Raw genomic sequence first — 23,779 nt, forward strand, 5'->3', positions numbered from 1 at the left:
ATTCAAAAACTATGACACAGCAACTTATACACCATCTAGCAGCCAATTAAGTAGAAGGCAGACGCAAAAGGATCCCGATGGAACTCGCTTCACCGCTAGGCATGAAACAACCTCACAAGAACAACCCCTTTCCTTTGCTTATTGCCTATTCCTTGTTACCTGTTCCCTGTTCACTATTCCCCATTCCCTAAGATGACTATCATTGAAACTCGAGGCGTTTGGCTGACTACTACCGATAGCGAGGTTCTTCGTTCTCAAGAACGCATTGCTTCAGCAATGGACTTTTTAGCCGAGACAGGGTTTAATGTTGTCTTTCCAGTTGTCTGGGGTAAGGGAGCAACGCTATACCCTAGTCAGGTTATGCAACAGACTTTTGGTATAGAAATAGACCAATCATTTCTGGGACGTGATCCGCTAGCAGAAGTAGTTGCTGTTGCGCATCGAGTGGGTTTAAAAGTCATCCCTTGGTTTGAATACGGATTTGCTAGTTCCTACAACATGAATGGGGGACAACTGTTAGCAAAAAAACCAGAATGGGCTGCCCGTGATTGCAAGGGTAATTTACTCAAAAAGAATGGCTTTGAGTGGTTGAACTCTCTCAACCCAGAAGTTCAGAATTTTATGTTGAGTTTAATACTAGAAGTTGCGCGAAATTACGAGGTTGATGGTATTCAAGGTGATGACCGCTTGCCCGCATTACCTTGTGAAGGCGGTTATGATCAAATTACTGTAGAACGTTATCGCCAGCAGGTTGGTAAGCATCCCCCACAAAATTACAAAGACTATCAGTGGTTAAAGTGGCGTGCTGACATTCTCACAGAATTTCTTGCCCGTTTGTATCAATCAGTCAAAGCCATAAATTCCAATTTAATAGTATCAATGGCTCCTAATATTCCTGGCTGGGGATTTCAAGAGTATCTGCAAGACTCGCGGACTTGGTTGGAACGAGGGTTAGTAGATATTTTGCATCCACAGATATATCGCCGTAACATCTTTAGCTATCGATGTACACTTGAGCAGCTGCTTCACAAGGAATTAGCAGGTATAGAATTAGCAAGATTAGCGCCAGGAATTTTAATGAAAATTGGTTCCTATCAAATCAGTGGTAACGAACTTGTACAGGCAATTGAGTTTAATCGTGCTTGTGGTATTTCAGGAGAAGTATTCTTTTTCTACGAAGGTTTACGAGAAAATAATAATGCTCTAGCGAAGGTGTTACAAAGAGGCCCTTATGCTCAATCAGCGACTTTCCCCTCTGTTGCGGATTTGAATAGATTAAGTGAAAATCGAATAGGATTATCTTCTATTTGGCAAAGATTAATAAGACTTTTTCACACTATTTTTTAGAGGTTATAGGCGTGGATTATCAAACGCAAATTGTTCAAGTTATAGAAACTCTTAAACGCGATTTACCCACACTTTTTGTCAAGGATATTTCCTACAATATTTATACACAAGATATATATTTTCAAGACCCTGTTAATAAATTTAAAGGTAAAATAAATTATCGCATCATTTTTTGGACTTTGCGTTTTCACGCCCGCTTATTTTTCACAGATATTCATTTCGATTTACACGATGTTTATCAGTCAGCTGAAGATATCATCACAGCAACATGGACTGTGCGTGGTGTATTACGTGTTCCTTGGCAAGCACACATATTGTTTAATGCATATTCTACCTATAAACTCAACCAAGATGGTTTGATATATGAACATATCGACACTTGGGATCGAAAACCTGGGGAAATTTTACAGCAGTTTTTTCGCAAGGGAAAAGCCCATAAATAATGTGTTTGTAATCAGCGCTTTAGCACTTCTTTAAAAACTCAAGAAACAAAAAATTACCTCTAGCTGTCTTTAAGGGCAAGAGGTATAAATGGCGTATCTATCCGAAATAATTGGAGGGGACTGGTAGTTAGTGTTATTGCCATTGCCTAACCTCGGTAAACAAGTACAAGCTAACTTCCTGTCAATCAGGCTCTATAATTATGCGAATTTCTTCTGCTGCAATTTTTACTTTAGCTACTTTAGCCACTGGCAATGTGACTCAGCAAGCAACAGCTGCGCCTGCCAATAATTTTACTCAAAATCAAAAAACAGCAAATGTAGTAATACCAGTAACTGAAGTTACACCTGCACAGGTAAATGCGATCGCATCACCGGAAACAGTTGTCGTTTCCCAATTTTCCCAAAACAAAAACACAGGTCAAGAAATTACTGACAATAATTTAATTGTGACTGCGACGGATATACAAATTGTTGGTGCAACACCAGAATTGCAGCAGATTGTGAGCAAGATTATCAAAACTCAAGTTGGCGGCGAAACTAGCCAAACTCAGTTACAACAAGATGTGGCGGCAATTTTAGACACTGGTTTATTTGCTAATGCCAGCGTTAATAGCAGCAGTACCAAAGCAGGATTAAATGTAGTTTATCAAGTGCAACCTGTCGTAGTGCGATCGCTACAATTTTCTGGTGCAAAAGCCCTTAACTATCAGCAAGCCTTAAAACCATTTCAATCTCAAATCGGCAAGCCAATTAGCCCTGCAAACTTGCAGCAAGCAGTACAGCAAATCAATCAATGGTACGCTGACAACGGTTACAAAGTAGCCCGGGTATTATCAATCACACCTAGTCGTGAAGGAATTTTAACTGTCGATGTCGCAGAAGGGTTAGTAGGCGATATTAAGTTTCGCTTTGTCAACGATCAAGGTCAAACAGTAGATGAACAAGGTAAACCAATAGCAGGGCGGACGAAAACAGATTTTCTCCGACAACAAATAAAACTCAAGCCTGGTGAACTTTTTCAAGAAAATTTAGTTAAACAAGACTTACAACAGTTATATAAATTAGGACTATTTGACAGCGTCAATGTCGCCCTAGAAGGCGATGCAACCAAGCTAGACGTCATTTACCAACTCCAGGAAAGGGGCGCACGTTCTGTAAATGTCGGGGGCAATTATAACGCTGACCAAGGTTTAGTAGGTAGTCTTTCCTTTCAAGACCAAAACGTCGGTGGTGTGAACAACTCTTTTGGCGCTAATCTGCAAATAGGCGCCCGTGACCTCCAGTTTAATACTAAGTTTACTAATCCCTATCGCAGCAATAACCCTGATGCCCTTGGTTACAGTGTAGGTGCTTTCCGTAATCGGGAGTTGTCAAATACCTTTGATGATGAAATTAAATTAGCCAATGGCGATAAAGTCCGGGAAGGACAATTTGGTGGTAGTTTAACATTCCAGCGACCAATTGAAGGCTGGGATACCAGCTTAGGATTTAATTACAGCCGTACTAGCATCCGCGATAGCGACGGTAAAATTACCCCTGTAGATGCCCAAGGTAATCCTTTATCGTTTAGTGGTACGGGTATTGACGACCTGACAACTGTATCTTTTACTGCTAACAAAGACAATCGGGATAATCCCGCTAACCCAACTCAAGGATCTGTTTTACGTTTGAAAACAGAACAATCAATTCCCATCGGTCAGGGTGAAATTTCCATGAATCGCCTGGAGGCGAACTATAGTCAATTTGTGCCAATTAAATTATTTGACTCTCAACAGCCACAGGTATTTGCTGTGAATTTGCAAGCTGGAACCGTGATTGGTGATTTGCCACCCTATCAAACATTTAACTTGGGCGGGCCAAATTCTGTACGTGGTTATGATTCTGGCCAGCTTGGTAGTGGTCGGAGTTACGTATTAGCTTCAGCAGAATACCGCTTTCCTGTGTGGCAAAATTTTGGTGGCGTTGTGTTTGGTGACTTCGCTTCTGATTTAGGTTCTGGTGACACTGTACTTGGCAGCCCGGCGGGAGTGCGTGGTAAACCAGGTATTGGTTTTGGTTATGGGGCAGGTATACGCTTTAATTCACCCTTAGGCTTAATTCGTGCTGACTACGGTATCAATGACCAAGGTGAAGGTAAATTTCACTTTGGTATCGGTCAGCGTTTTTGATTTTTAAGGGATTGGGGACAAGGAGGACAAGGGAGGACAAGGGGGAATTGGTTACTATGTTATTCTCCTCACACTCTCCACCACCCCATTGCCCCTAATCCCCACCAGGGGCCCCGAGTTCCCCATCTCCAACCCCCGATTCTGATCGAGATTTTCAGTTTCGGATTTTAGATTATTAGGATAATATTTGACGCTAATCTAAAATCTAAAAATGGATGCCCAGATCTAAATCTCAAATCCCAAATCAAAACACTATGCTAGCTGGTACAAAATTGCAGGGTGGAAAGTATACCTTAGACCAAGAAATTGGTCGGGGTGGCTTTGGCATTACTTTCAAAGCTACTCATCACTTTTTAAACCATGTAGTAGTGATTAAAACCCTGAATGAAAAGCTAAGACAACATCCTGATTTTGCCAAGTTTGAGCGTCAGTTTCAGGATGAGGCCAGGCGCTTGGCTACATGTGTCCACCCCAATATTGTCCGGGTCAGCGACTTTTTTGTCGAGAATGGGCTGCCATACATGGTGATGGAGTACATTCCAGGTGAAACCTTAGGGGAAGCATACGTTTTACCAGGAATTCCTCTACCAGAGGCGACAGCAATTCATTACATTCGGCAAATCGGGGCTGCTTTACAAGTAGTGCATCAAAATGGTCTGCTGCACCGAGATGTCAAACCTGATAATATAATTCTCCGCCAAGGAACTCAGGAAGTAGTACTGATTGATTTTGGTATTGCCCGCGAATTTAATAGTGGGGTGAGGCAGACTCATACAGGTATGGTGTCTGAGGGCTATTCACCAATTGAACAATATTTATCGCAAGCACCACGCACACCTGCAACGGATGTTTACGGTTTAGCAGCGACGTTATATTCATTTTTGACAGGGCAAGTACCTATGCCCGCATTATTGCGCGATCGCGAACAAATGCCCACACCCCGCGAATTGCAACCCCACTTAAGTGCAGCAGTGAATCAAGCTGTGATGCGCGGTATGGCAATTGAAGCCAAGTTCCGCCCCCAAACAGTGGCAGAATGGTTGAAGCTACTACCAGGAGAAGGAATAAATCAGATACCAGTGCCCGTGGTTACGCAAACAGTGCCAACTATTGATTTATCTGCCCAGTTGCACCAAGAAAACTTACCTAAACAAAAAACAGCCAATCAAAAAAAATTTTCATCACTGTTTGCCAAGCTTAATTCTGCTACTAAAAAACTGCGATCGCCAAAAGTACTTCTGGGTAGTGGTGTAGCTGTGATTGCTGCCACAGCAGGTTTTGGTATAACCACCATGTTTAACAAGCCACAGCAACCAACTCCTAAACCAGTTTTTCAACAACCTAATCAAACTACTTCAGCCGAAATACGATCCACCGATACACCCTCGCCGACACCCTCTGAGACTTCCGTCAGCTCTGCGCCCGTCTCTACTACTTCCAGGCGACGCAGCAAGCGCAATCGGCGTTATCCCCAACCAGAAACTTCAAATCGGAACTCCACAGAAGAATCAACTAGAAATAATTCTCAAACTGAAGATTTACAACAGGGGCAATCTTCAGAACAAGTATCATCACCCACCACGCCCAGTACTTCTTCTTCACCATCTCTAGTGGAAAAACTGCGAGAAATACGTAACTCTCGTCAAAATTCTCCTTCTCCATCTCCAGTAAATCAGTTAGTACCACCACCATCTTCAGTTAAAATCAAGCTTTCTCCACCACCGCCATCAACAAATGATTCTAGTTCAGTTGTTGTGCCAATCTTGCCCAACAGAGGGTCAAAACAGTCAAATCCCCCAGAGGTAGTAGTTCCAACCCAGGAAGTCAAGCAAAACTTTAACTTTGATAGTCAATCAGGACAAAAGCCACAAAAGGAAGTTAAACAAGAAAATAGTGAGGAAACGACACAAACCGACGATAATTAGTTCTCGACCATATTAATTTTGACGGGTGAATCGGATGTTCAATTTCTCTTGTTTTGTTTTTACTTCCTGGTCTACCCTGCGGGTACTCTACCTTAAGCCTATAAGCGCGTCTAGGTGACAGAAAGCGGAGCCACTGCGTTGGACGGGTTTCCCGGCTTTTAGCACGTGGCGTCCAAGACTGCGACCCCTTCACCGCTGTTGCGTTTAATGCGTCCTGAGTACTTACTAGGGAACAGCGATCGCACTCGCGCAATTCTTAGCCGCCTTGCAGATCATGAAAATTCTTATGCCTTCAGCCTTATCAACAACAAAGGACGCTCAAAAAATTTTAACCTGTGGCTGTAGAGAAGCTCAAATATAAAATATAGTACTATGTTCAATTGACAGCATCATATTCGTTCCAGAAGCAGTGGATTTAAAAGCGGGTGAATATAGAGCCTCTGGAAGAACAGCCAAAATAATTTTTGCACAAGCAAAGCAGTTGATCAGCTTGCTTAATCGTGAATTTTCTGAGTTTGGCTAAGACTCAGTGTAAATTTGCACACAAAACTTTGTGGTAGTAAGTTACTTGCTATCACTTTGTTGTTATCCAATTGCAAAGCGCGGAATTTGAGATATGAGCAATAGAAAAGAAAGTGAAAGTAACGGAAAAGCCCATGAAAGGAATATTGGTGAGAAATTTACTCCTTTAGGAGGCGGAGAATATATGGAAGAAAGTTCAGGTAATCCGGTGGAGAGGGAAGAAATCGTGAAAGAAGATAAAGACGAAAAGGGTAATGGCTCTGGTAAAAGTAAGTCCTAACTAACTGAATATTTATCCCCACGCCTAATCTTAGCCCTTGTGGGGGTAATACAAAAAGACTGCTTGAGAGGCAACTATGGAAGAAGAATTCACTCAAAGGTATCAAATCATCAATTCATCTGAAGAGCTAAAAAAAATACCTACTAGGCAATCTTATACTAGACCACTTCATATAGTGACATATTGGAGAAAAGATAATGATTTTTTAATTGAAAAAACTACATTAACTTTAGGAAAATCTTTGAAGCAATCAGAAATTGAAGCAGCGAAATTGATGCATGATGCTGTTGAAGAACATTTTGGATTAACAAGAAAAGAAATTTTTAGCATATTATTAGAGCTTTATGGCGGACAACAGGGTTACTATGTTGTTGATTTAAAAAATCGCCAATACTTCTACTATAAAAACTACGAAGATATGATAGTAAAGCTGGAAGAATTAGGCTGTCAACCTGTTGATTACTAACGTAATGTAATTTTTTCTCTACATGGGCAATGTTTTGGTCATGAGTAATGAGAAATAAAAAAACTACCAAAAGTTGTCACGAATTAACTTGAATCACCAATTTTCCAAGGTGAGCCGCACTTTGCAAGAATTTTTCTGGCAGGTGAGTTGACCGTAAATCCAGTCTTAAAAGAAAATGCCAGCGACGCGATCGCCTACTTTAACTCGTGTCACACCTTCTGTCAATGCTACGACTTCACCCGCACCATCAGGCATGGGAATGAGTCGATTTTAAATTTTGACTGTGGAATAAATCTAACATCCAAAATCGAATGACTTGGATAGATGCATCCTGAAGGCATGATGATTTCCTATCAAAGCTTGATGTTTTACTTTTTGGGAGTACTTGGCTGGCGGCTAGTGCGGAAAGTCACATTCACACCTTCATTGGACTGTTCTAGAACCAGTAAAGGCGTCGGTTTAGCCTTCTGATCCCAATGCATATAAGCAACTCGACCTTGAATGGTAGGTTGCCAGTTATCCTCCTCATCTGCAGGCCCGAGATAATTTTCAATACAGTCAATAATCTGGCTAATCGTGGCTGAAGTTGCTTGTGTTGGTAACTTCATTAGGCGAATTTGAATGCGAAATAGCACTCGCTTAGTAATATTTGGTGGAGTACCAGTCTCATACTCAACATCAAAGATTTCATCGACTTGGCGTCCTGTACTGCTGGCAATTCCCACTACTCCTTGTTGGGCTTGATTGGGTCTTAGTGCTTGAGAAATTTTATCCTTAACTTTGATTTTAATTTGATTGAGGATTGCAAAATGAAAAACCTCTTCTGACATGCGCATCCGCAGATAATCTAGGTTAAATTCCCGTGAGTTAATCAAGTCAGGGTTAGTTTCCATTTTGCGAATCGTGTCCAAAGCGAGTTTAAACTTTTTGTCTAGTTCTTGGGTGCGGAATTTTTCAAACTTAAGCTTTTTCTGTAGCTGATTCATTTGGATTTTGCCATAGACAATTAAAGCAATCACAACTAGGGCTAATCCTCCACAAGTAGCTACTAATAATGGTGGTGTTTGTGGATCGCTAGCGGCGGCTTGTTGAGACTGAGATACCTTTTTAGTTTTCGTCCCAGAAGATTGGGCAATAAACATAGAAGTTGACATGGTAAGCAAACATTAATACTGGACTCCTGATGTATAGGATGCCCAAATCCTGGATGTCATTTTGCGGAATTAATGGTATTTTTTATTGCAAGTGGTTAGTAGTGGATAATTATTTCTCTACTCCCTCACTTCCCCTACTCTCCATCTCCCCAATCCCCTATGTCCAAACTCCTGACCTTATCTCAAATTTCATTAGGCGATCGCTTCAGTAATATTCGTCTAGTTGCGACAGATATGGATGGGACTTTGACTGTGGCAGGTAAGTTTACCAGCCAACTTTTGCAAGCTTTTGAGAATTTAGCAATGACTGGAATCAAAGTGCTGATTGTGACTGGACGTAGTGGCGGTTGGGTAAGTGGACTGGCAGCTTATTTACCAATTGTCGGGGCTATAGCCGAGAATGGTGGTTTGTTCTATCCAGGCGACAGCGAAAAACCCGTAGTCCTAACACCCATTGCTGATTTAGTTACTCATCGTCAGCAATTAGCTATGGCTTTTGCAAAATTACAAACCGAATTTCCCCATCTGCAAGAATCATCAGATAATCGTTTCCGTATTACTGACTGGACGTTTGATGTTGCGGGATTAAGTACAGAGGAAATCCGCACCTTAAGCAATCTTTGTCAACAAATGGGTTGGGGATTTACTTACAGCAGTGTGCAGTGTCACATCAAACCTTGGGGACAAGATAAAGCAGCTGGGTTATTGCAAGTGTTGCAAAAATACCTTCCCCAATTTGCACCCCAAGAAATCATGACTGTTGGTGATAGTCCCAATGATGAAAATTTATTTGATGACCGTTGTTTTCCTATTTCTGTGGGTGTCGCTAATGTATTGGAGTATGCACAACAGTTGCAGTATCAGCCTGTTTATGTCACCACGGCTGCGGAAGGCGAAGGATTTTGTGAATTGATACAATATCTGATTTCGCCTTCATCTATATAAGGCTCATAAAATGTGCAAGTTAGGAGCGTAGAATAGTTCGTCCAACTCCTCAAGCTAAGGGCGATCGCTTGACTCCAAACTCTGCAATCCGATCGCAATCTTACTATGCTTCTCAATTTGTCCCATCACTTGTTTTGCTCGTTGAATTACCACCCCAGGTAAACCCGCTAACCTTCCCGCTTCAATACCATAAGACTTATCCGCACCCCCAGGCTGCACCTGATGCAAAAAGATAATTTGGTCTGGTAACTCCTTCACCGTCACCTGATAATTAACCACATTCGGTAACAGTGACGCCAACTCATTCAACTCATGATAATGGGTCGCAAAAATCGTCCGCGCCCCAATCTCCGCCGCTAAATATTCCGCCACCGCCCAAGCGATCGCCAGCCCGTCAAAAGTTGCCGTTCCCCGCCCAATCTCATCCAACAACACCAGCGATCGCGAAGTAGCATGATTGAGAATATTCGCCGTCTCATTCATCTCCACCATAAACGTAGATTGGCCCGTCGCCAAATCATCCACCGCACCCACACGGGTAAAAATCCGATCACACACACTCAACTTTGCATACCTAGCAGGCACAAAACTACCAATTTGCGCCATCAACTGAATTAACCCCACCTGCCTCAAATAACAACTCTTACCACTCGCATTCGGCCCCGTAAGAATAATCAAATCCGGAGAAACCCTCCCCTCCTCTTCCTTCGCGTCCTTCGCGCCTTCGCGGTTCATTCCTCCTAACTGCGTCGAATTCGGCACAAAAAACCCCATTGGTAAAGACTGTTCCACCACCGGATGACGCCCATCCAAAACATAAATCTCTCGTCCCTCCACCATTTCGGGGCGACAGTAACCTTGATAAACAGCCAACTCCGCCAAACCACATAACACATCCACCGCCGCCACAGCCCGCGAAAGATTGCGAATCACCTCCGTCTGCGCCGCTACCTCCTCCCGTAACGCCACAAAAATTTCATACTCCATTTGATTCAAATCATCCCGTGCCGTTAAAATTCGGGCTTCCCTTTCCTTCAGCTCCGGAGTAATATAACGCTCTTCATTCGTCAAAGTTTGCTTACGTATATAATTTGACGGTACTTGGTCAACTTTAGCCCGGGAAATACTGATGTAATAACCAAAAGTTTTATTAAATCCCACCTTCAGCGTTTGAATACCCGTCCTCGCCCGTTCCTCAACCTCCAAATTTGCAATCCATTTTTGGTCTTCTTCCACTAAAGCCCGTCTTGCATCTAACTGGGGATTAACTCCCTGACGAATCAATCCACCTTCTTTAATATGTATTGGTGGTGACTCCACAATATAACTACGAATTTTTTGTCCTAACTCCTCCAAGCCAGGAGGTACTTTCTGTAAGGCTTTGAGGAAAGGAGAAGCAGTATCCATCACTAGTAGCGCTAATTCCGGCAACTTGGATACAGAGTCTGCCAAAGCCACCAAATCTTTGGCATTGGCTCTACCAGAACCAGCCCTTCCCGTCAGACGTTCCAAGTCATAAATTTGCCGTAACAACTGCCGCAAATCTTGACGCAGAGGTGTATTTTCTACCAATTCTTGAATTGTATCTTGCCGCGCTCGAATACCTTTGATATCAAGTAGCGGTTGTAACAACCAGCGTCTTAAAGCTCGACTACCCATAGCCGTAGAAGTTCTATCCAAAGCCCACAGTAAGGAGCCGTGAAAACTACCATCGCGGACAGTTTGCGTAATTTCCAAGTTACGGCGAGTTTGATGATCTACAATCATGTAGTCAGTGATTGTATAGGTGCGAAGCAGTTGTAGCGGGATAGAATTTTCTTTTTGTGTATCTTCCAAATATTCTAAAAGACCACCAGCCGCCCGGACTGCAAGGGGGAGGTGTTCACAACCCAAACCTTCGAGCGATCGCACCTTAAATTTCTGCAATAATCTAGATCTCGCTTCCCCGGCTGAAAAAGGTAGTTGCGATCGCAGTGCATAACAAAACGCTGGTGGTAAACATTCCGGTAAATAGTCAGACTTTTCTCCTGGACGCAGTAAACTTCCCAAATCAGGTGCATTCGTAGGAACTAATACTTCCGCAGGCTGCAACCGCATTAATTCTTGCGTCAAATGTTCACTGCTGCTACCTTGGGTAGTCAGAAATTCCCCAGTAGAAATATCTGCATAAGCCAAACCCCAATGCTCCCCAGCAATTACCACAGCCGCCAAGTAATTATTGCGACTGGCTTTCAACATTCCTTCTTCTAGCAGAGTACCGGGAGTGAGAATCCGCGTTACTTCTCGCCGTACCAATCTACCAACAGCTTCCGCAGCATCTTCAACTTGATCGCAAATTACCACCGCATACCCTTTTTCTACCAACAGAGTAGCGTGGCGTTCCCAGGCGTGATGAGGGACACCACTCATAGACACCCTTCCCACTTCTCCTACTGGCTTACTCGTGAGGTAGAGTTCTAATTCCTGCGCCAGAATCACAGCATCTTCAAAATAGCATTCAAAAAAGTCTCCCACCCGATACAGCAACACCGCATGGGGATACTTCTCCTTCGTTTCCACATAATGCTGAAACATTTGAGTCAGCTTACTGCGATCCACCAGTCGATGGTCAGTAATAAATGTGTTCGCATTGTTGCCGGCGTTTGGCTGGGATGCAGAGTAAGAAGCGGTCATGGACGTTTAGGGATACACATTTTTGACATGCCAATAACCGATGATAGCGCGTCATCAGGGCTACCAATAAATTGCTCAAGGTTTATTTATTTTTTCTTCATCAAGGGATTGGGGACAAGGAGGACAACAAAGTAATTTTTCTTCTCACACTCCCCACACTCCCCACACCTATTTGACTTGATGGTGTAGACGGTGCAACCTGAAAAAGAAGAATCAACGCAAGGGCGAAAGAAAACCGAAATTATTCGTGAGAGACAAGATCCCTGACTTCGCAAGAGTTGTCGGGCATCTGGGAGTAAAACTTATTTAACTAATTATTAACCTTTGATAACAAACAGTATCAAAGTAGACTGTTTCCTAGTTAAATGTAACACTAACATTGCTTGCAAAAGTTTTTAGCTAATTGATTTGAGCAAAACAATTTAAATATGAAACGGCGTAAGTTTATAGTCTATGGTTCCGCCTCCTTGGGAGGAAGTTTTATATTAAAGGGTTGTGCCAACAATTCTGCAACTAACACCGCAGAAAATCCAGCCTCAGGTACATCACCTGCGGCTTCTCCTGTTAGTGCTGCTGCTAATGGAAACACAATTAAAGTCGGAATTTTACATTCCTTAAGTGGCACAATGGCTATTAGTGAAAAAAGCGTTGTTGATGCCGAAAAACTAGCAATTAAAGAAATAAACGCTGCTGGAGGAGTCTTAGGCAAAAAAATTGAAGCAATTGTCGAAGATGGTGCTTCCAACTGGGATACCTTTAGGGAAAAAGCCACAAAACTAATTGATCAAGATAAAGTTGCAGTCGTTTTTGGTTGTTGGACTTCTGCTAGCCGCAAGAATGTCAAGCCAGTATTTGAAAGCAAAAACCATATGCTTTGGTATCCAGTGCAGTACGAAGGACAAGAGTGTTCTCAAAACATTTTCTACACTGGCGCTGCTCCCAATCAACAAATAGAACCTGCTGTTGACTGGCTACTCAAAAATAAAGGCAAACAATTCTTCTTAGTAGGTTCCGACTACGTTTTCCCGCGAACAGCGAACACAATTATTAAAGCGCAGTTACAAGCTCAAGGCGGTAAAACAGTCGGCGAAGATTACTTACCACTAGGTAACACAGAAGTAACGCCCATTATTACTAAAATTAAACAAACTTTACCTAACGGTGGCGTAATTTTCAACACCCTGAATGGTGATAGCAACGTCGCATTCTTCAAACAATTGCAAGGTGCTGGTTTAACCCCAGATAAATATCCCACCATGTCTGTAAGTATTGCAGAAGAAGAAGTCAAAGCGATCGGTGTCGATTACCTCAAAGGACACTACGCCGCTTGGAACTATTTCATGACAGTTGATACTCCCGAAAATAAGAAATTTGTTGAAGCTTTTAAAAAAGAATATGGAAATGATCGCGTCACAAATGACCCGATGGAAGCAGCCTATATCGGAGTTTATTTGTGGAAACAAGCAGTAGAAAAAGCCAAGACTACCGATATCGCCAAAGTACGCGCCGCAGCCTACGGTCAGACCTTGAATGCTCCCGAAGGTAAAGTCACAATGGAAGCCAATCATCACATATCAAAAATAGTGCGAATTGGTGAAGTGAGAGATGATGGTTTATTTAATATTGTCTATGCTACTCCTGCACCAGTGGAACCAATTCCTTGGAATCAGTTTGTCAAAGAAACTAAGGGATTTGCTTGTGATTGGTCAGATCCAAACAAAGGTGGTAAATACAAAGTTTAACCGATGAATTTTCCTTGGTGTCTTAGTGTCTTGGTGGTTGAAACACAAAGACGCAAAGACACTAAGAAGATTAAATTGGATTAATAGCTGCTTGGGGGAAATGTGTTAGCAGGGTTTTTAGATGCCATATTTAATGGCATTAGTATTGGTGCTGTTTTGCTAATTGCAGCACTAGGTCTTGCCATTGTTTTTGGACTGATGGGTGTCATTAATATGGCCCATGGCGAGTTGATGATGTTGGGAGCATACACTACATTTGTGGTGCAAAATGTTAGCAAACAACTCGGTGGATTATGGTTTGAAAGTTATATATTTTTTGCTCTGATTTTTGCATTTTTAATCACAGCAATTTTTGGATTATTTCTAGAACAGGGTGTCGTGCGTTATCTCTACAATCGTCCCCTAGAAACCCTGTTGGCAACTTGGGGAGTGAGTTTGATTTTGCAGCAGTTTGTTCGCAGTGTAAATTGGGTTTTGGTAATTGGTGTTGCTCTATTTTGTCTCTTATTTTTTGGTGGTTTATGGATTTTGAATTCCCGCGCCAATTTTGGACGGGTGCGGAATTGGATTGTGACTGTAATTTTGCTACTTTCTTTGGGGGTGACAATCACAGTCAGTAATTTTTTAAGTGCAACTTATCAATTAGCTGTGACTCAACCTTGGTTTGGGGCGCAAAATGTCGATGTGACTGCACCTGGTTGGTTACGAGGTGGTATGTCTTTGGGTGGGGTACAATTACCTTTTGCTAGGTTATTTATTATTGCTTTGACTGTGATTTGTGTGGTGGGTATTTACCTATTTTTGCAGCGTTCTAATTGGGGATTAAGGATTCGCGCAGTGACACAAAATCGCAGCATGAGTGCTTGTTTGGGTATCCCGACACAGAAAGTTGATGCGATGACATTTGCACTGGGTTCGGGATTGGCTGGTGTGGCTGGGTGTGCGATTAGTCTACTCGGTTCTGTGGGGCCAAATACAGGGCAAAACTACATCATTGATACTTTTATGGTTGTGGTTGTGGGTGGTGTGGGAAACCTGGTAGGTAGTATTGTGGCTGCGTTGGCGATTGGGACGGTAAATTTTTTGATTGGATCTGGGACTTTGGCTTTGTTGTTGACTCCTATTCAGCCTTTGGCAGATTTGTTTACGTTTTTTGCGACAACGAGTATGGCGAGGGTGATGGTGTTTGCGTTAATTATTATGTTTTTACAGTGGAAGCCTGCTGGTATTTTTCCACAGAAGGGTCGTACTGTTGATGTTTAACTTGAGATAAACCGCCAAGACGCCAAGGACGCCAAGTTATGAGAAGGAAGGGGAAAAGGCTGATTTTAATGGAGGTGGGGGTGGTGGTGGCGATCGCACTCATCTTGATTTTGATTATGCCTGTTGTTTTGTCTAGTTTTCGGTTGAATTTGTTGGGACGATTTTTATCGCTGGCAATTGTGGCTTTAGGTATAGATTTAATTTGGGGTTATACGGGGTTGTTGAGTTTGGGACATGGGATTTTCTTTGGCTTGGGTGGATATGCGATCGCTATGTACCTAAAGTTACAGGTTCCCCAAGGTGAGTTACCTGATTTTATGGGTTTGTACGGGGTGACAGAATTACCCTGGTTTTGGCAACCTTTTTATTCGTTTCCTGTTGCGGTTGTTGCTGTGGTAGTTATTCCCGCAGTCTTGGCGGGTTTATTAGGATATTTGGTGTTTCGCAACCGCATCAAGGGAGTATATTTTTCGATTTTGACGCAAGCAGCAACAATTGTGTTTTTCAATTTCTTTAATGGTCAACAAAAACTATTTAATGGTACGAATGGGTTGATAGATTTTACGACTTTATTTGGTGCGACAGTCAGCGATACAAAAACTCAGTTTGTTTTCTACATTCTCACAATATTGTTTCTTGTTGCTACCTATGCTCTTTGTCGCTGGCTAACAAGTGGACGTTTCGGTAGGTTGCTCATAGCAATTCGTGATGATGAAAGTCGAGTGCGTTTTTCTGGTTACAATCCTACAGAGTTCAAAGTATTGGTTTTTGCTATTTCGGGAGCAATAGCCGGAATCGCCGGAGCATTTTACACCCTGCAAAGTGGTTCTGTATCACCAAGAGCCATGGATATTGCTTTTTCGATTGAAATGGTAATTTGGGTTGCAGTGGGGGGACGCGCCACTTTGGTAGGAGCAATTTTAGGCGCTTTACTTGTTAACTATGCTCGTGTTTTCTTGAGCGAACAATTTTCTGAAATCTGGCTATTTTTCCAAGGGGCGCTATTCTTAATCGTCGTCACAGTCCTACCAGATGGTATAGTTGGATGGTTGCGTCAGCAAAAATTTTCTCTTTTACAACGTCCTTCTCAAATTGCCACTTATCCCAGCCTAGAACAAGACCCCGAAGTGCAGCATGAACGCCAAAATCTTGGAAACTGAAAACCTCACTGTTACTTTTGACGGGTTTCAGGCATTAAATCAGTTGAATTTTAGCATGGATGTGGGAGAATTACGAGTAGTAATTGGCCCAAATGGTGCTGGTAAGACAACTTTTCTTGATGTGATTACGGGTAAGGTACAACCAACAACAGGACGAGTTTTATTTAAAGGTAAAAATCTCCGTTTTCTCAAAGAACATCAAATCGCTCGTTTAGGAATTGGTCGTAAATTCCAAACACCTCGAATATACCTTAATTTAACACCTCGTGAAAATTTGGAACTTGCTAGCAACCGCAATAAAAATGTATTTTCGACTTTGTTTAGACATCCTAGTACTGCTGAAAAAAATAGCATCAAAGGATTATTAGAAACAATTGGTTTAAGGAATAAATCAGATATTCCAGCAGGCTTACTTTCTCACGGTGAAAAGCAACGTTTAGAAATTGGGATGTTGGTAGCGCAATCTCCTGATTTATTACTTGTTGATGAACCTGTGGCTGGGTTAACTGATGAAGAAACTTATAATGTCGGAGAATTACTTTTGGCGTTAGCACAGAATCATTCAATTTTAGTGATTGAACATGATATGGAATTTGTGCGCCAAATAGCCAGAAAAGTTACAGTTCTCCATCAAGGTTCCGTGCTGTGTGAAGGTAGTATCGAAGAAGTGCAAAATGATCCCCGCGTGATTGAGGTTTATTTGGGACAACCGCAAGATAGTTGATTAGGTTTGATATGAATTTAAGCGTTGACAACAGTCGTGTTTTTTAAGTTGAACACCGATGAACACAGATGCACACGGATAGCTGATTGGTGTGCATCTGTGTGCATCTGTGTTCGTTTCTTCTTCCTATAAGTACAAAATCATGTTAAAAATATCTAATCTTGATGTTTACTACGGCGAAAGTCACATTCTTCGTAATGTCGATTTGAGTGTTCCAGATGGACAAATGGTTTGTCTCATCGGACGTAATGGTGTAGGGAAAACTACTCTCCTCAAAACAATTGTGGGTTTACTCAAACCCCGTAGCGGTACAATTGCCTTGAATGAAACAATTATAAATTCCAAGTCTCCCGATCAAAGAGCAAAAATGGGAATTGGTTATGTCCCCCAAGGACGAGAAATTATGCCACGTTTGACGGTGAAAGAAAATCTGTTATTGGGTTTAGAAGCGAGAAAAAAACCAGCGAAAAATCAAGAAATACCAGAAGAAATTTTGACGCTATTTCCAGTGTTAAAAACAATGCTTTCCCGTATGGGTGGTGATTTGAGTGGTGGACAGCAACAACAATTAGCGATCGCACGTGCTTTAATGGGACAACCCCAATTACTTTTATTAGACGAACCCACAGAAGGAATTCAACCCTCGATTATTCTAGAAATTGAAGCCGCAATCCGCCGGATTGTCGCAACTACAGGTATTTCTGTTTTATTAGTAGAACAACACCTACACTTTGTCCGCCAAGCCGACTACTATTACGCTATGCAAAAAGGTGGTATTGTCGCCTCTGGTTCTACCAGCGAACTCAGTCAGGAAGTAATTCAAAGGTTTTTGGCTGTCTGAATTTCGGAACTATATTTAACATCCTCGTTGGTTGCGGGAGTGAATTTCCCTTCACGCCAATTATCGCCAACACTTTTGATAAAACTTCCTAAAGGAATAGCAACTAAAAGTCCTAATAATCCTCCTAATTTTGCACCTATCAATAAAGAAATTACCACCCAAACAGGGTTTAAACCAGTTAAGTTACTCAGAATGCGAGGCGCAACAAAATTGTAGTTAAATTGGTCGATCGCCACTGCTACAATTAAAACTTCTACTCCTAACCAAAAATTACTTAATGCGACTAAAGAACTGACTATAGTAATACCTATTCCTGTTCCAAAAGGGAACAAAGCAAAAAAACCAATTACTAATCCAAAAAGTAAACTCAAAGGAACTCGCAGCGCCAAAAAAGCTAGAGTAATCCCTGATGCTAAAATAGTAGCTAATGTTACCTGACCGATAAAATAATTTTGAAAATCTTCCCGTAATGAGTGACGCACTTGTAAGCCAACATGAGATGGAAACCACAAAAATATACCATCCCACAAGCGCTCTCCATTTAAAACTAAGTAGAAAGTCAGTACTACTGTTAACAAAACATTAACTAAGCTACCAATAGTATCTAAAGCAAAGCCTAATATCCTACCCGTAAAATTTTGAATTTGATTGGATATTCTATCGAGAATTTGAGGTATTAAACCACTTAAATGAACTGGTAATTGTTCAGTTGTTGCCCAATTTTGTAAAGCTTGTAGTTGTTGGCTACCAGAATCTATCCATGTCGGCAAAATATTAGCAAGTTCGTTGAGTTGTTGTATAATCAGCGGTACTAAAGTAATACCTACAGCTACTAATATTAGTACAGCCAACAGCAGTACTCCAGCAATAGCAAGATTACGTTTCACACCTCTTCCTTGCACAAATCGAATTGGATAATCCAGAATAAAAGCTAATAAAATAGCAGCAACAACAATGCTGACTAAAGGTTGAAAATAATTAATTACCTGAAGCAAAACCCAACCATTAAGAATGATCAAGGGAAATGCTAAGGCTATATTTAACCATCGCGGAAGTTGATTTGCTGACATTGGGAATTTTTAGTGGTTAGTTGTTAGTGGTTAGTTGTTAGTGGTTAGTTGTTGGTTGTTGGCTGTTAGCCATTTATGAGAAAATCTCACAAACCTTGCCATGAAAGTATAACTCCTCCTACACCCCCACACCCTTACACCCTTATACCCTTATACCCTCACACCCCCACACCTATGTTCAAGTTACTAGTTGGTTGTAGATGATTTATTGTTTATCTTTTACCACTAACCATTGAAGATTCCCTTTTTCATAAAATCTAACAAAATTCGCTGATGCACTGGTCCAAGAGGACGGACTTCTCCTGCGATTTTGGAATAACATTGCCCTTGATGAATTTCATCTGATGTTACTAAACCCATATCCCAACCTTCGTTGAGAACAAGTTGATTTAATTCCGCTAACAGTGGTGCTTGGAAAACGTGACGTACAACAGAGTCATCACTATAACAACCAAACTCAGACACTGTTGGAGGTAGATTGTAGCCAATTTCTTCTAAAATTTCTCGCTTCACTGCGACATGTGGGGTTTCACCAAGTTCGATATGTCCGCCAAATAGTCCCCAGTAGCCAGGGTAGAGAATATTGGGTATATTATCGCGCAGTTGCATGAGAAACTTGTCTTTTTGATAAAGAATTGCGATCGCTACATGCACTGGTTGCTGACTCATAAATTTTCCTTGGGACAGTGTGACGTTATTATTATTACTTTTCTTCTATATACACTTCCCCATATTCTCTACCTGCAATTGGAATACTCCGGTAGCGAATTTTACCTTTGATTACTACTTGATCTCCGACTCGCAAATTTGTTTGATTGGTGATGACCCAAATTTTACCTGTCTCGTCCCTTACCAAATATGCTCGTCGTTTCCAGAGGGGAGCAATTTTTTCCACCTTGCCTTGGATGTATACTGTTGTATTACTATCTGGTTGCGATCGCAGTTCTCGAATGGGAGTCACATTTGCACCAAGAGTATTGATTCTAGAAAAGCTGAAATTACTGCAACTTACTAATCCAGTCGTGAGAAAGTAAGTTAATCCCAAACAAAAAACTGTGGAAGCAAGGTAATACGATTTTGGATCTTGGACTTTGGAACTACTGCGCCTTTGGGGGTTTCCCCGTTGTAGCACGTAACGTGATTTTGGATTGGGAATCTTTTGATCAAGCTGAGTTTTGTCAATCCATTTATGACATTCTTTTTTGAAATTAATGTAAAATTTATGTGCCTGTAGCATAAAAGATACCTTTTGGGGAAATTTTGGCATCAGTGGTTGGTTTGTCGCTATTTGCAATGAGTCAGTTCCCCTTCAGTCTACCTGTGTTCTTCACTCCTCAAAATACACTCTCAATTGCAGCAACCAATCTGAGAAAATGGGTAATAGGTAATGGGTAATAGGTAATAGGTAATGGGTAATTAATAATGGAATGGTTAGTGGTTATTAATCATCATCCCCGATCCCCGATCCCTGTTCCCCTTTCCCCTTTCCTATGGCGAATGCTGTTTTAAAAGCGCTACAGCATGAGACAGCGACACCAACAAAAGAGCCTATTCTTGTCTAATTTTCTGATGGAAACAAACATTGCTAAACTACTTGATGGTAAAGCCCTAGCTACAAAAATTCAGCAAGAATTGTCTGCTACTATTACCAGATTACAACCCCACATAGGACGCCCGCCTGGTTTAGCAGTACTAATGGTGGGGGATAACCCAGCCTCAGCTGCTTATGTGCGCGGTAAAGAAAGAGCCTGTGCAAAAATCGGTATGGCTTCTTTTGGTAAGCATTTTCCCACACAAACCACTCAAGCCGAACTAGAAGAAGTTATTCATCACCTGAACCAGGATGAACGGGTGGATGGTATTCTTGTGCAATTGCCCCTACCCAATCATCTAGATGCTATTTCCTTATTGCATCAAATTGATCCTGACAAAGACGCCGATGGATTACACCCAGTGAATTTAGGAAAACTAGTGCGGGGTGAACCTGGTTTGCGTAGCTGTACGCCGGCGGGAGTTATGCGTCTGTTGCAGGAATATGAAATTTCCTTGCGCTCTAAACAAGCAGTAGTGGTAGGACGTAGTATTTTGGTGGGTAAGCCATTGGCATTAATGCTCTTAGAGGCTGATGCAACAGTGACAATTGCCCATTCGCGATCGCAAAATCTCGCAGCCATCACCAAAAACGCTGATATTTTAATTGCAGCTGTTGGTCGTCCAGAACTAATTACGGCCCAGATGGTTAAACCAGGCGCTGTTGTGGTAGATGTGGGGATAAATCGTGTCACCGATGACAGTGACAATAGCCGCTTAGTCGGCGATGTCCAATTTGAATCAGTTGCCAATGTGGCAGAATTCCTCACCCCAGTACCTGGCGGTGTTGGGCCTATGACTGTGGCTATGTTATTGCAAAATACAGTGGATAGCTACAGCCAACGCTTAAAAACTAAAGAGTGATGATTGTTGTTTGTTGTTTGTTGTTGGTTGTTTGAAATAACTAACCCCACTAACCACCAACTACCAACTAATAATGACTCTTTACCTTAAAATTGTTACTTAAATAACATAAATTTCAGGAAATTAAGGATGGTAACAACGGATAACCTGAAACAAACTCCAGGAAAACCAACTTTTGACCTCATTACCTATTTAAAAGAACGACAAAAGCTATGTGAAGTAGCTTTAGAACAGGCTATTTCCGTACGTTATCCAGAAAAAATTTATGAAGCAATGCGCTACTCACTTTTAGCTGGAGGTAAGCGCCTGCGTCCCATTATTTGCCTTGCTACTTGTGAAATGACGGGTGGAAACATCGCCATAGCTATGCCAACCGCGTGTGCATTGGAGATGATTCACACCATGTCTTTGATTCACGATGATTTGCCAGCAATGGATAATGATGATTATCGTCGCGGTAAACTCACCAATCACAAGGTATACGGCGAAGATATCGCTATTTTGGCTGGAGATGGCCTGTTAGCTTATGCTTTTGAATATGTAGCTGTGAACACCAAAGACGTGTCAGCAGAGCGGTTATTGCGAGTAGTCGCCCATCTAGGGCGTGCAGTGGGCGCAGCTGGTTTGGTGGGTGGTCAAGTACTCGATTTAGAATCAGAAGGGAAATCAGATATTTCTTCAGAAACATTGGATTTTATTCATCAACACAAAACAGGAGCGCTTTTAGAAGCTAGTGTAGTTTGTGGTGGAATTTTGGCAGGGACATCAGAAGACAATTTAAAAAGACTCTCTCGCTATGCCAAGAATATTGGGCTAGCTTTCCAGATTATTGATGACATCTTAGATATCACCTCTACACAAGAGCAGCTAGGAAAAACTGTGGGCAAAGATCAAAAAGCCAAGAAAGTAACCTATCCAAGCCTCTGGGGAATTGAAAAATCTCAAAAACAAGCCCAACAGCTCATTGAGTCTGCTTGTGCAGAATTAGAACCGTTTGGGAAAGCGGCAGAACCATTAGTGGCACTAGCTCACTTTATCACCAGTCGTAGTCACTAAGCAGTTATCAGTTAACAGTTATCAGTTACTAGTGGACTGTTTACTGATTTTCTGATGTACAGCACTGGGTTAACTGTGGATTTTTGGTTGCATCTATTACTTTCTCACACACACAACATGCTGCTCATTGTTATTAACCTGACCAAAATACCATGCAGGATATAGGTAATATTTTAGACAACCGGGTGCTGGTGGTCGCTCTAGTAGCTTGTTTGATGGCTCAAGCTTTGAAGCTCATCATTGAACTAGTCAAGAATCGGAAATTAAATGTAAGTGTCTTAGTCACAACCGGAGGTATGCCCAGCGCTCATTCAGCTCTAGTTACGGCTTTAGCAGTTGGCGTGGGGCAAACTCATGGCTGGGCTTCTGCTGAATTTGCCCTTGCCACAGTTTTTGCGATTATTGTCATGTACGATGCCGCTGGAGTCCGTCAAGCTGCTGGCAAACAAGCTCGTATTCTCAACCAAATGATTGATGAATTGTTTCACGAACACCCAGAGTTTACAGGCGATCGCCTTAAGGAATTGTTAGGACATACACCATTTCAGGTGATAGCAGGCTCAGCATTAGGTATCACCATCTCGTGGTTAGCTAGTTATGCCTATAATTGAAAGATTTGTTGTTGGTTAGTGGTTAGTGGTTAGTGGTTAGTAGTTAGTAGTTAGTAGTTGTTGACCAATCACCAATCACCAATCACCAGTTTAATTTTTTGGTTAGTGGTTAGTGGTTGTTGACCAATCGCCAATCACCAATTACCCATTAGCAATTACCAATTTAATTTTGTGGTAAGTTCACTGCCGATCGCAACAGCATCACTTTACTACTGTCCACAATCACAGCAAAAAAACCTCGTTCTGAGAGTTTTTTTAATATGCTGTATGCATCTTTTTGATTAGTTGTATAAGATGCTAGCAAGTAATGGCGTTGTCCATAAGCTGCAAAACCGACATCGCCCCCCACTGTTTGTTTAACTTGATTTGCCAGTTCTGGACGGTTGAAATAATCTACTAAGACGGCGAAACCGTTTCCCAAACGTTGAGGTTGAAAGCTAGGTGTCTGAGTTGGTGCTACTGCTACGTCTGCTGGTCGAGTGGTAATAATAGCAGACAAACCCGCGATGCTATTGACATACCTAGCCCAACGGTTGGCATCATCAATTCTAGTAAATCCGCCGATTCTAGTGACTGTATCGTTGAGATATCTACAGTTTGTAGTCTTAAGCTCAGACGGTAAGGCCCGATGCAATTGATTGCGACTATCCTGTGTTGGACTGATTATCAACAATACATATTCGCCAGAATTGGGAGGTTGACAAACGGGAGTTTTTTGTTGTTGAGCAACAGCAGTATTGACACCAGCGACCAAAGAGGAAAAGGAAACAAACGAGGCGATCGCTAGTGTGAAACTACCTAAAAAAATATTTGGTTGATCCTGAAATTTATACACCGCTGGTTTATACATAAAAGTAAATTCACAGTATTATCCACCATCTTTGATAAAAAATACATATATTTGTTCCATATATTTAGTTAGGTAATGGGTAATG

22 protein-coding genes and 1 pseudogene are annotated in these 23,779 nt (G+C 41.8%); 16 read left to right on the forward strand and 7 right to left on the reverse strand.

The window, feature by feature from the left end; all coding sequences use genetic code 11:
• Positions 1-192 precede the first annotated feature (192 nt).
• The 7 genes from NIES592_RS02785 to NIES592_RS02810 all read left to right on the forward strand — a co-directional run bounded on the left by NIES592_RS02785 (position 193) and on the right by NIES592_RS02810 (position 7,151).
• Positions 193-1,347 carry a glycoside hydrolase family 10 protein gene (locus NIES592_RS02785; protein ID WP_073554844.1) on the forward strand — a complete coding sequence of 385 codons (1,155 nt, stop codon included), beginning with the start codon at positions 193-195 and terminating at the stop codon, positions 1,345-1,347.
• A gap of 11 nt (positions 1,348-1,358) precedes the next feature.
• Positions 1,359-1,790 (forward strand): DUF2358 domain-containing protein, encoded by a 432-nt coding sequence (locus NIES592_RS02790; RefSeq protein WP_073554845.1) that lies wholly within the window; start codon positions 1,359-1,361, stop codon positions 1,788-1,790.
• Positions 1,791-1,990: 200 nt separating this feature from the next.
• Complete coding sequence (locus tag NIES592_RS02795) at positions 1,991-3,958, forward strand: BamA/OMP85 family outer membrane protein (protein WP_073554846.1); 1,968 nt, start codon at positions 1,991-1,993, stop codon at positions 3,956-3,958.
• Between the two features lie 254 nt (positions 3,959-4,212).
• Positions 4,213-5,883 (forward strand): serine/threonine protein kinase, encoded by a 1,671-nt coding sequence (locus NIES592_RS02800; RefSeq protein WP_073554969.1) that lies wholly within the window; start codon positions 4,213-4,215, stop codon positions 5,881-5,883.
• Between the two features lie 165 nt (positions 5,884-6,048).
• Positions 6,049-6,228, forward strand: a complete 180-nt coding sequence (locus tag NIES592_RS24260) for a hypothetical protein (protein WP_143168327.1) — start codon at positions 6,049-6,051, stop codon at positions 6,226-6,228.
• 271 nt (positions 6,229-6,499) lie between these two features.
• The gene (locus NIES592_RS02805; RefSeq protein WP_009460289.1) at positions 6,500-6,685 is read left to right on the forward strand and encodes a hypothetical protein; all 186 of its coding nucleotides are present in this window, start codon (positions 6,500-6,502) and stop codon (positions 6,683-6,685) included.
• Between the two features lie 76 nt (positions 6,686-6,761).
• The gene (locus NIES592_RS02810; RefSeq protein WP_073554847.1) at positions 6,762-7,151 is read left to right on the forward strand and encodes a hypothetical protein; all 390 of its coding nucleotides are present in this window, start codon (positions 6,762-6,764) and stop codon (positions 7,149-7,151) included.
• A 168-nt stretch (positions 7,152-7,319) separates the two neighbouring features.
• On the opposite strand, the pseudogene NIES592_RS26150 reads toward NIES592_RS02810, so the two are convergent.
• Together NIES592_RS26150 and NIES592_RS02815 are read right to left on the reverse strand one after the other, a co-directional pair.
• Positions 7,320-7,415, reverse strand: a pseudogene (locus tag NIES592_RS26150) (alcohol dehydrogenase catalytic domain-containing protein); the annotation flags it as partial.
• Between the two features lie 104 nt (positions 7,416-7,519).
• Positions 7,520-8,305 (reverse strand): hypothetical protein, encoded by a 786-nt coding sequence (locus tag NIES592_RS02815; RefSeq protein WP_062248835.1) that lies wholly within the window; start codon positions 8,303-8,305, stop codon positions 7,520-7,522.
• A 159-nt stretch (positions 8,306-8,464) separates the two neighbouring features.
• On the opposite strand from NIES592_RS02815, the gene NIES592_RS02820 reads away from it, so the two are divergent.
• Positions 8,465-9,250: an HAD family hydrolase gene (locus tag NIES592_RS02820; protein ID WP_062248832.1), complete on the forward strand. Its 786-nt coding sequence runs from the start codon at positions 8,465-8,467 to the stop codon at positions 9,248-9,250.
• Positions 9,251-9,304: 54 nt separating this feature from the next.
• On the opposite strand, the gene mutS is transcribed toward NIES592_RS02820, so the two are convergent.
• The gene (gene mutS, locus NIES592_RS02825; RefSeq protein WP_073554848.1) at positions 9,305-11,923 is read right to left on the reverse strand and encodes a DNA mismatch repair protein MutS; all 2,619 of its coding nucleotides are present in this window, start codon (positions 11,921-11,923) and stop codon (positions 9,305-9,307) included.
• 428 nt (positions 11,924-12,351) lie between these two features.
• On the opposite strand from mutS, the gene urtA reads away from it, so the two are divergent.
• The 5 genes from urtA to urtE all read left to right on the forward strand — a co-directional run bounded on the left by urtA (position 12,352) and on the right by urtE (position 17,653).
• Positions 12,352-13,665: an urea ABC transporter substrate-binding protein gene (gene urtA, locus NIES592_RS02830; RefSeq protein ID WP_062248826.1), complete on the forward strand. Its 1,314-nt coding sequence runs from the start codon at positions 12,352-12,354 to the stop codon at positions 13,663-13,665.
• 102 nt (positions 13,666-13,767) lie between these two features.
• On the forward strand, positions 13,768-14,928 hold the full coding sequence (locus tag NIES592_RS02835; RefSeq protein ID WP_073554849.1) for an ABC transporter permease subunit: 1,161 nt from the start codon (positions 13,768-13,770) through the stop codon (positions 14,926-14,928).
• A gap of 38 nt (positions 14,929-14,966) precedes the next feature.
• Positions 14,967-16,088 (forward strand): urea ABC transporter permease subunit UrtC, encoded by a 1,122-nt coding sequence (gene urtC / locus NIES592_RS02840; RefSeq protein WP_073554850.1) that lies wholly within the window; start codon positions 14,967-14,969, stop codon positions 16,086-16,088.
• Complete coding sequence (gene urtD, locus NIES592_RS02845; protein ID WP_073554851.1) at positions 16,063-16,812, forward strand: urea ABC transporter ATP-binding protein UrtD; 750 nt, start codon at positions 16,063-16,065, stop codon at positions 16,810-16,812. The genes urtC and urtD overlap by 26 nt, the downstream gene beginning before the upstream one ends.
• Positions 16,813-16,954: 142 nt before the next feature.
• Complete coding sequence (urtE, locus tag NIES592_RS02850; protein ID WP_073554852.1) at positions 16,955-17,653, forward strand: urea ABC transporter ATP-binding subunit UrtE; 699 nt, start codon at positions 16,955-16,957, stop codon at positions 17,651-17,653.
• Here the strand turns inward: urtE and NIES592_RS02855 are convergent.
• The 3 genes from NIES592_RS02855 to NIES592_RS02865 form a co-directional block, all read right to left on the reverse strand.
• A complete protein-coding gene (locus tag NIES592_RS02855) occupies positions 17,632-18,723 on the reverse strand; it encodes an AI-2E family transporter (protein WP_009460301.1) in 1,092 nt (363 codons plus the stop codon). The two genes, urtE and NIES592_RS02855, sit on opposite strands and share 22 nt — an antisense overlap.
• Positions 18,724-18,948: 225 nt before the next feature.
• Entirely contained in the window at positions 18,949-19,392 is a 444-nt protein-coding gene (locus NIES592_RS02860) for an NUDIX hydrolase (RefSeq protein ID WP_073554853.1), read from the reverse strand.
• Positions 19,393-19,426: 34 nt separating this feature from the next.
• The gene (locus NIES592_RS02865; RefSeq protein WP_073554970.1) at positions 19,427-19,960 is read right to left on the reverse strand and encodes a DNA-binding protein; all 534 of its coding nucleotides are present in this window, start codon (positions 19,958-19,960) and stop codon (positions 19,427-19,429) included.
• A 332-nt stretch (positions 19,961-20,292) separates the two neighbouring features.
• Between NIES592_RS02865 and folD the strand changes: the two genes are divergently transcribed.
• The 3 genes from folD (at position 20,293) to NIES592_RS02880 (ending at position 22,844) form a co-directional block, all read left to right on the forward strand.
• Positions 20,293-21,177 carry a bifunctional methylenetetrahydrofolate dehydrogenase/methenyltetrahydrofolate cyclohydrolase FolD gene (folD, locus tag NIES592_RS02870; protein ID WP_073554854.1) on the forward strand — a complete coding sequence of 295 codons (885 nt, stop codon included), beginning with the start codon at positions 20,293-20,295 and terminating at the stop codon, positions 21,175-21,177.
• A gap of 129 nt (positions 21,178-21,306) precedes the next feature.
• A complete protein-coding gene (gene crtE / locus NIES592_RS02875; protein ID WP_073554855.1) occupies positions 21,307-22,233 on the forward strand; it encodes a geranylgeranyl diphosphate synthase CrtE in 927 nt (308 codons plus the stop codon).
• Between the two features lie 152 nt (positions 22,234-22,385).
• Positions 22,386-22,844 carry a divergent PAP2 family protein gene (locus NIES592_RS02880; protein ID WP_009460306.1) on the forward strand — a complete coding sequence of 153 codons (459 nt, stop codon included), beginning with the start codon at positions 22,386-22,388 and terminating at the stop codon, positions 22,842-22,844.
• 163 nt (positions 22,845-23,007) lie between these two features.
• Here NIES592_RS02880 and NIES592_RS02885 read toward each other — a convergent pair whose 3' ends face one another.
• Positions 23,008-23,694: a hypothetical protein gene (locus tag NIES592_RS02885; protein WP_073554856.1), complete on the reverse strand. Its 687-nt coding sequence runs from the start codon at positions 23,692-23,694 to the stop codon at positions 23,008-23,010.
• Between the last annotated feature and the right edge of the window lie 85 nt (positions 23,695-23,779).

The sequence above is a fragment of the Fischerella major NIES-592 genome, from assembly GCF_001904645.1.
Taxonomy (GTDB): Bacteria; Cyanobacteriota; Cyanobacteriia; order Cyanobacteriales; family Nostocaceae; genus Fischerella; species Fischerella thermalis.

Bases quoted from the DNA above. Each gene is read 5' to 3' on its own strand.
- urtA (WP_062248826.1), top strand. From the start codon at position 12,352: ATGAAACGGCGTAAGTTTATAGTCTATGGTTCCGCCTCCTTGGGAGGA.
- NIES592_RS02800 (WP_073554969.1), top strand. From the start codon at position 4,213: ATGCTAGCTGGTACAAAATTGCAGGGTGGAAAGTATACCTTAGACCAA.
- NIES592_RS02820 (WP_062248832.1), top strand. From the start codon at position 8,465: ATGTCCAAACTCCTGACCTTATCTCAAATTTCATTAGGCGATCGCTTC.
- NIES592_RS02805 (WP_009460289.1), top strand. From the start codon at position 6,500: ATGAGCAATAGAAAAGAAAGTGAAAGTAACGGAAAAGCCCATGAAAGG.
- NIES592_RS02810 (WP_073554847.1), top strand. From the start codon at position 6,762: ATGGAAGAAGAATTCACTCAAAGGTATCAAATCATCAATTCATCTGAA.
- crtE (WP_073554855.1), top strand. From the start codon at position 21,307: ATGGTAACAACGGATAACCTGAAACAAACTCCAGGAAAACCAACTTTT.
- NIES592_RS02880 (WP_009460306.1), top strand. From the start codon at position 22,386: ATGCAGGATATAGGTAATATTTTAGACAACCGGGTGCTGGTGGTCGCT.
- NIES592_RS02860 (WP_073554853.1), bottom strand. From the start codon at position 19,392: ATGAGTCAGCAACCAGTGCATGTAGCGATCGCAATTCTTTATCAAAAA.
- folD (WP_073554854.1), top strand. From the start codon at position 20,293: ATGGAAACAAACATTGCTAAACTACTTGATGGTAAAGCCCTAGCTACA.
- NIES592_RS02885 (WP_073554856.1), bottom strand. From the start codon at position 23,694: ATGTATAAACCAGCGGTGTATAAATTTCAGGATCAACCAAATATTTTT.
- NIES592_RS02815 (WP_062248835.1), bottom strand. From the start codon at position 8,305: ATGTCAACTTCTATGTTTATTGCCCAATCTTCTGGGACGAAAACTAAA.
- NIES592_RS02855 (WP_009460301.1), bottom strand. From the start codon at position 18,723: ATGTCAGCAAATCAACTTCCGCGATGGTTAAATATAGCCTTAGCATTT.
- NIES592_RS02865 (WP_073554970.1), bottom strand. From the start codon at position 19,960: ATGCTACAGGCACATAAATTTTACATTAATTTCAAAAAAGAATGTCAT.
- urtD (WP_073554851.1), top strand. From the start codon at position 16,063: ATGAACGCCAAAATCTTGGAAACTGAAAACCTCACTGTTACTTTTGAC.
- urtC (WP_073554850.1), top strand. From the start codon at position 14,967: ATGAGAAGGAAGGGGAAAAGGCTGATTTTAATGGAGGTGGGGGTGGTG.
- urtE (WP_073554852.1), top strand. From the start codon at position 16,955: ATGTTAAAAATATCTAATCTTGATGTTTACTACGGCGAAAGTCACATT.
- mutS (WP_073554848.1), bottom strand. From the start codon at position 11,923: ATGACCGCTTCTTACTCTGCATCCCAGCCAAACGCCGGCAACAATGCG.
- NIES592_RS02795 (WP_073554846.1), top strand. From the start codon at position 1,991: ATGCGAATTTCTTCTGCTGCAATTTTTACTTTAGCTACTTTAGCCACT.
- NIES592_RS02785 (WP_073554844.1), top strand. From the start codon at position 193: ATGACTATCATTGAAACTCGAGGCGTTTGGCTGACTACTACCGATAGC.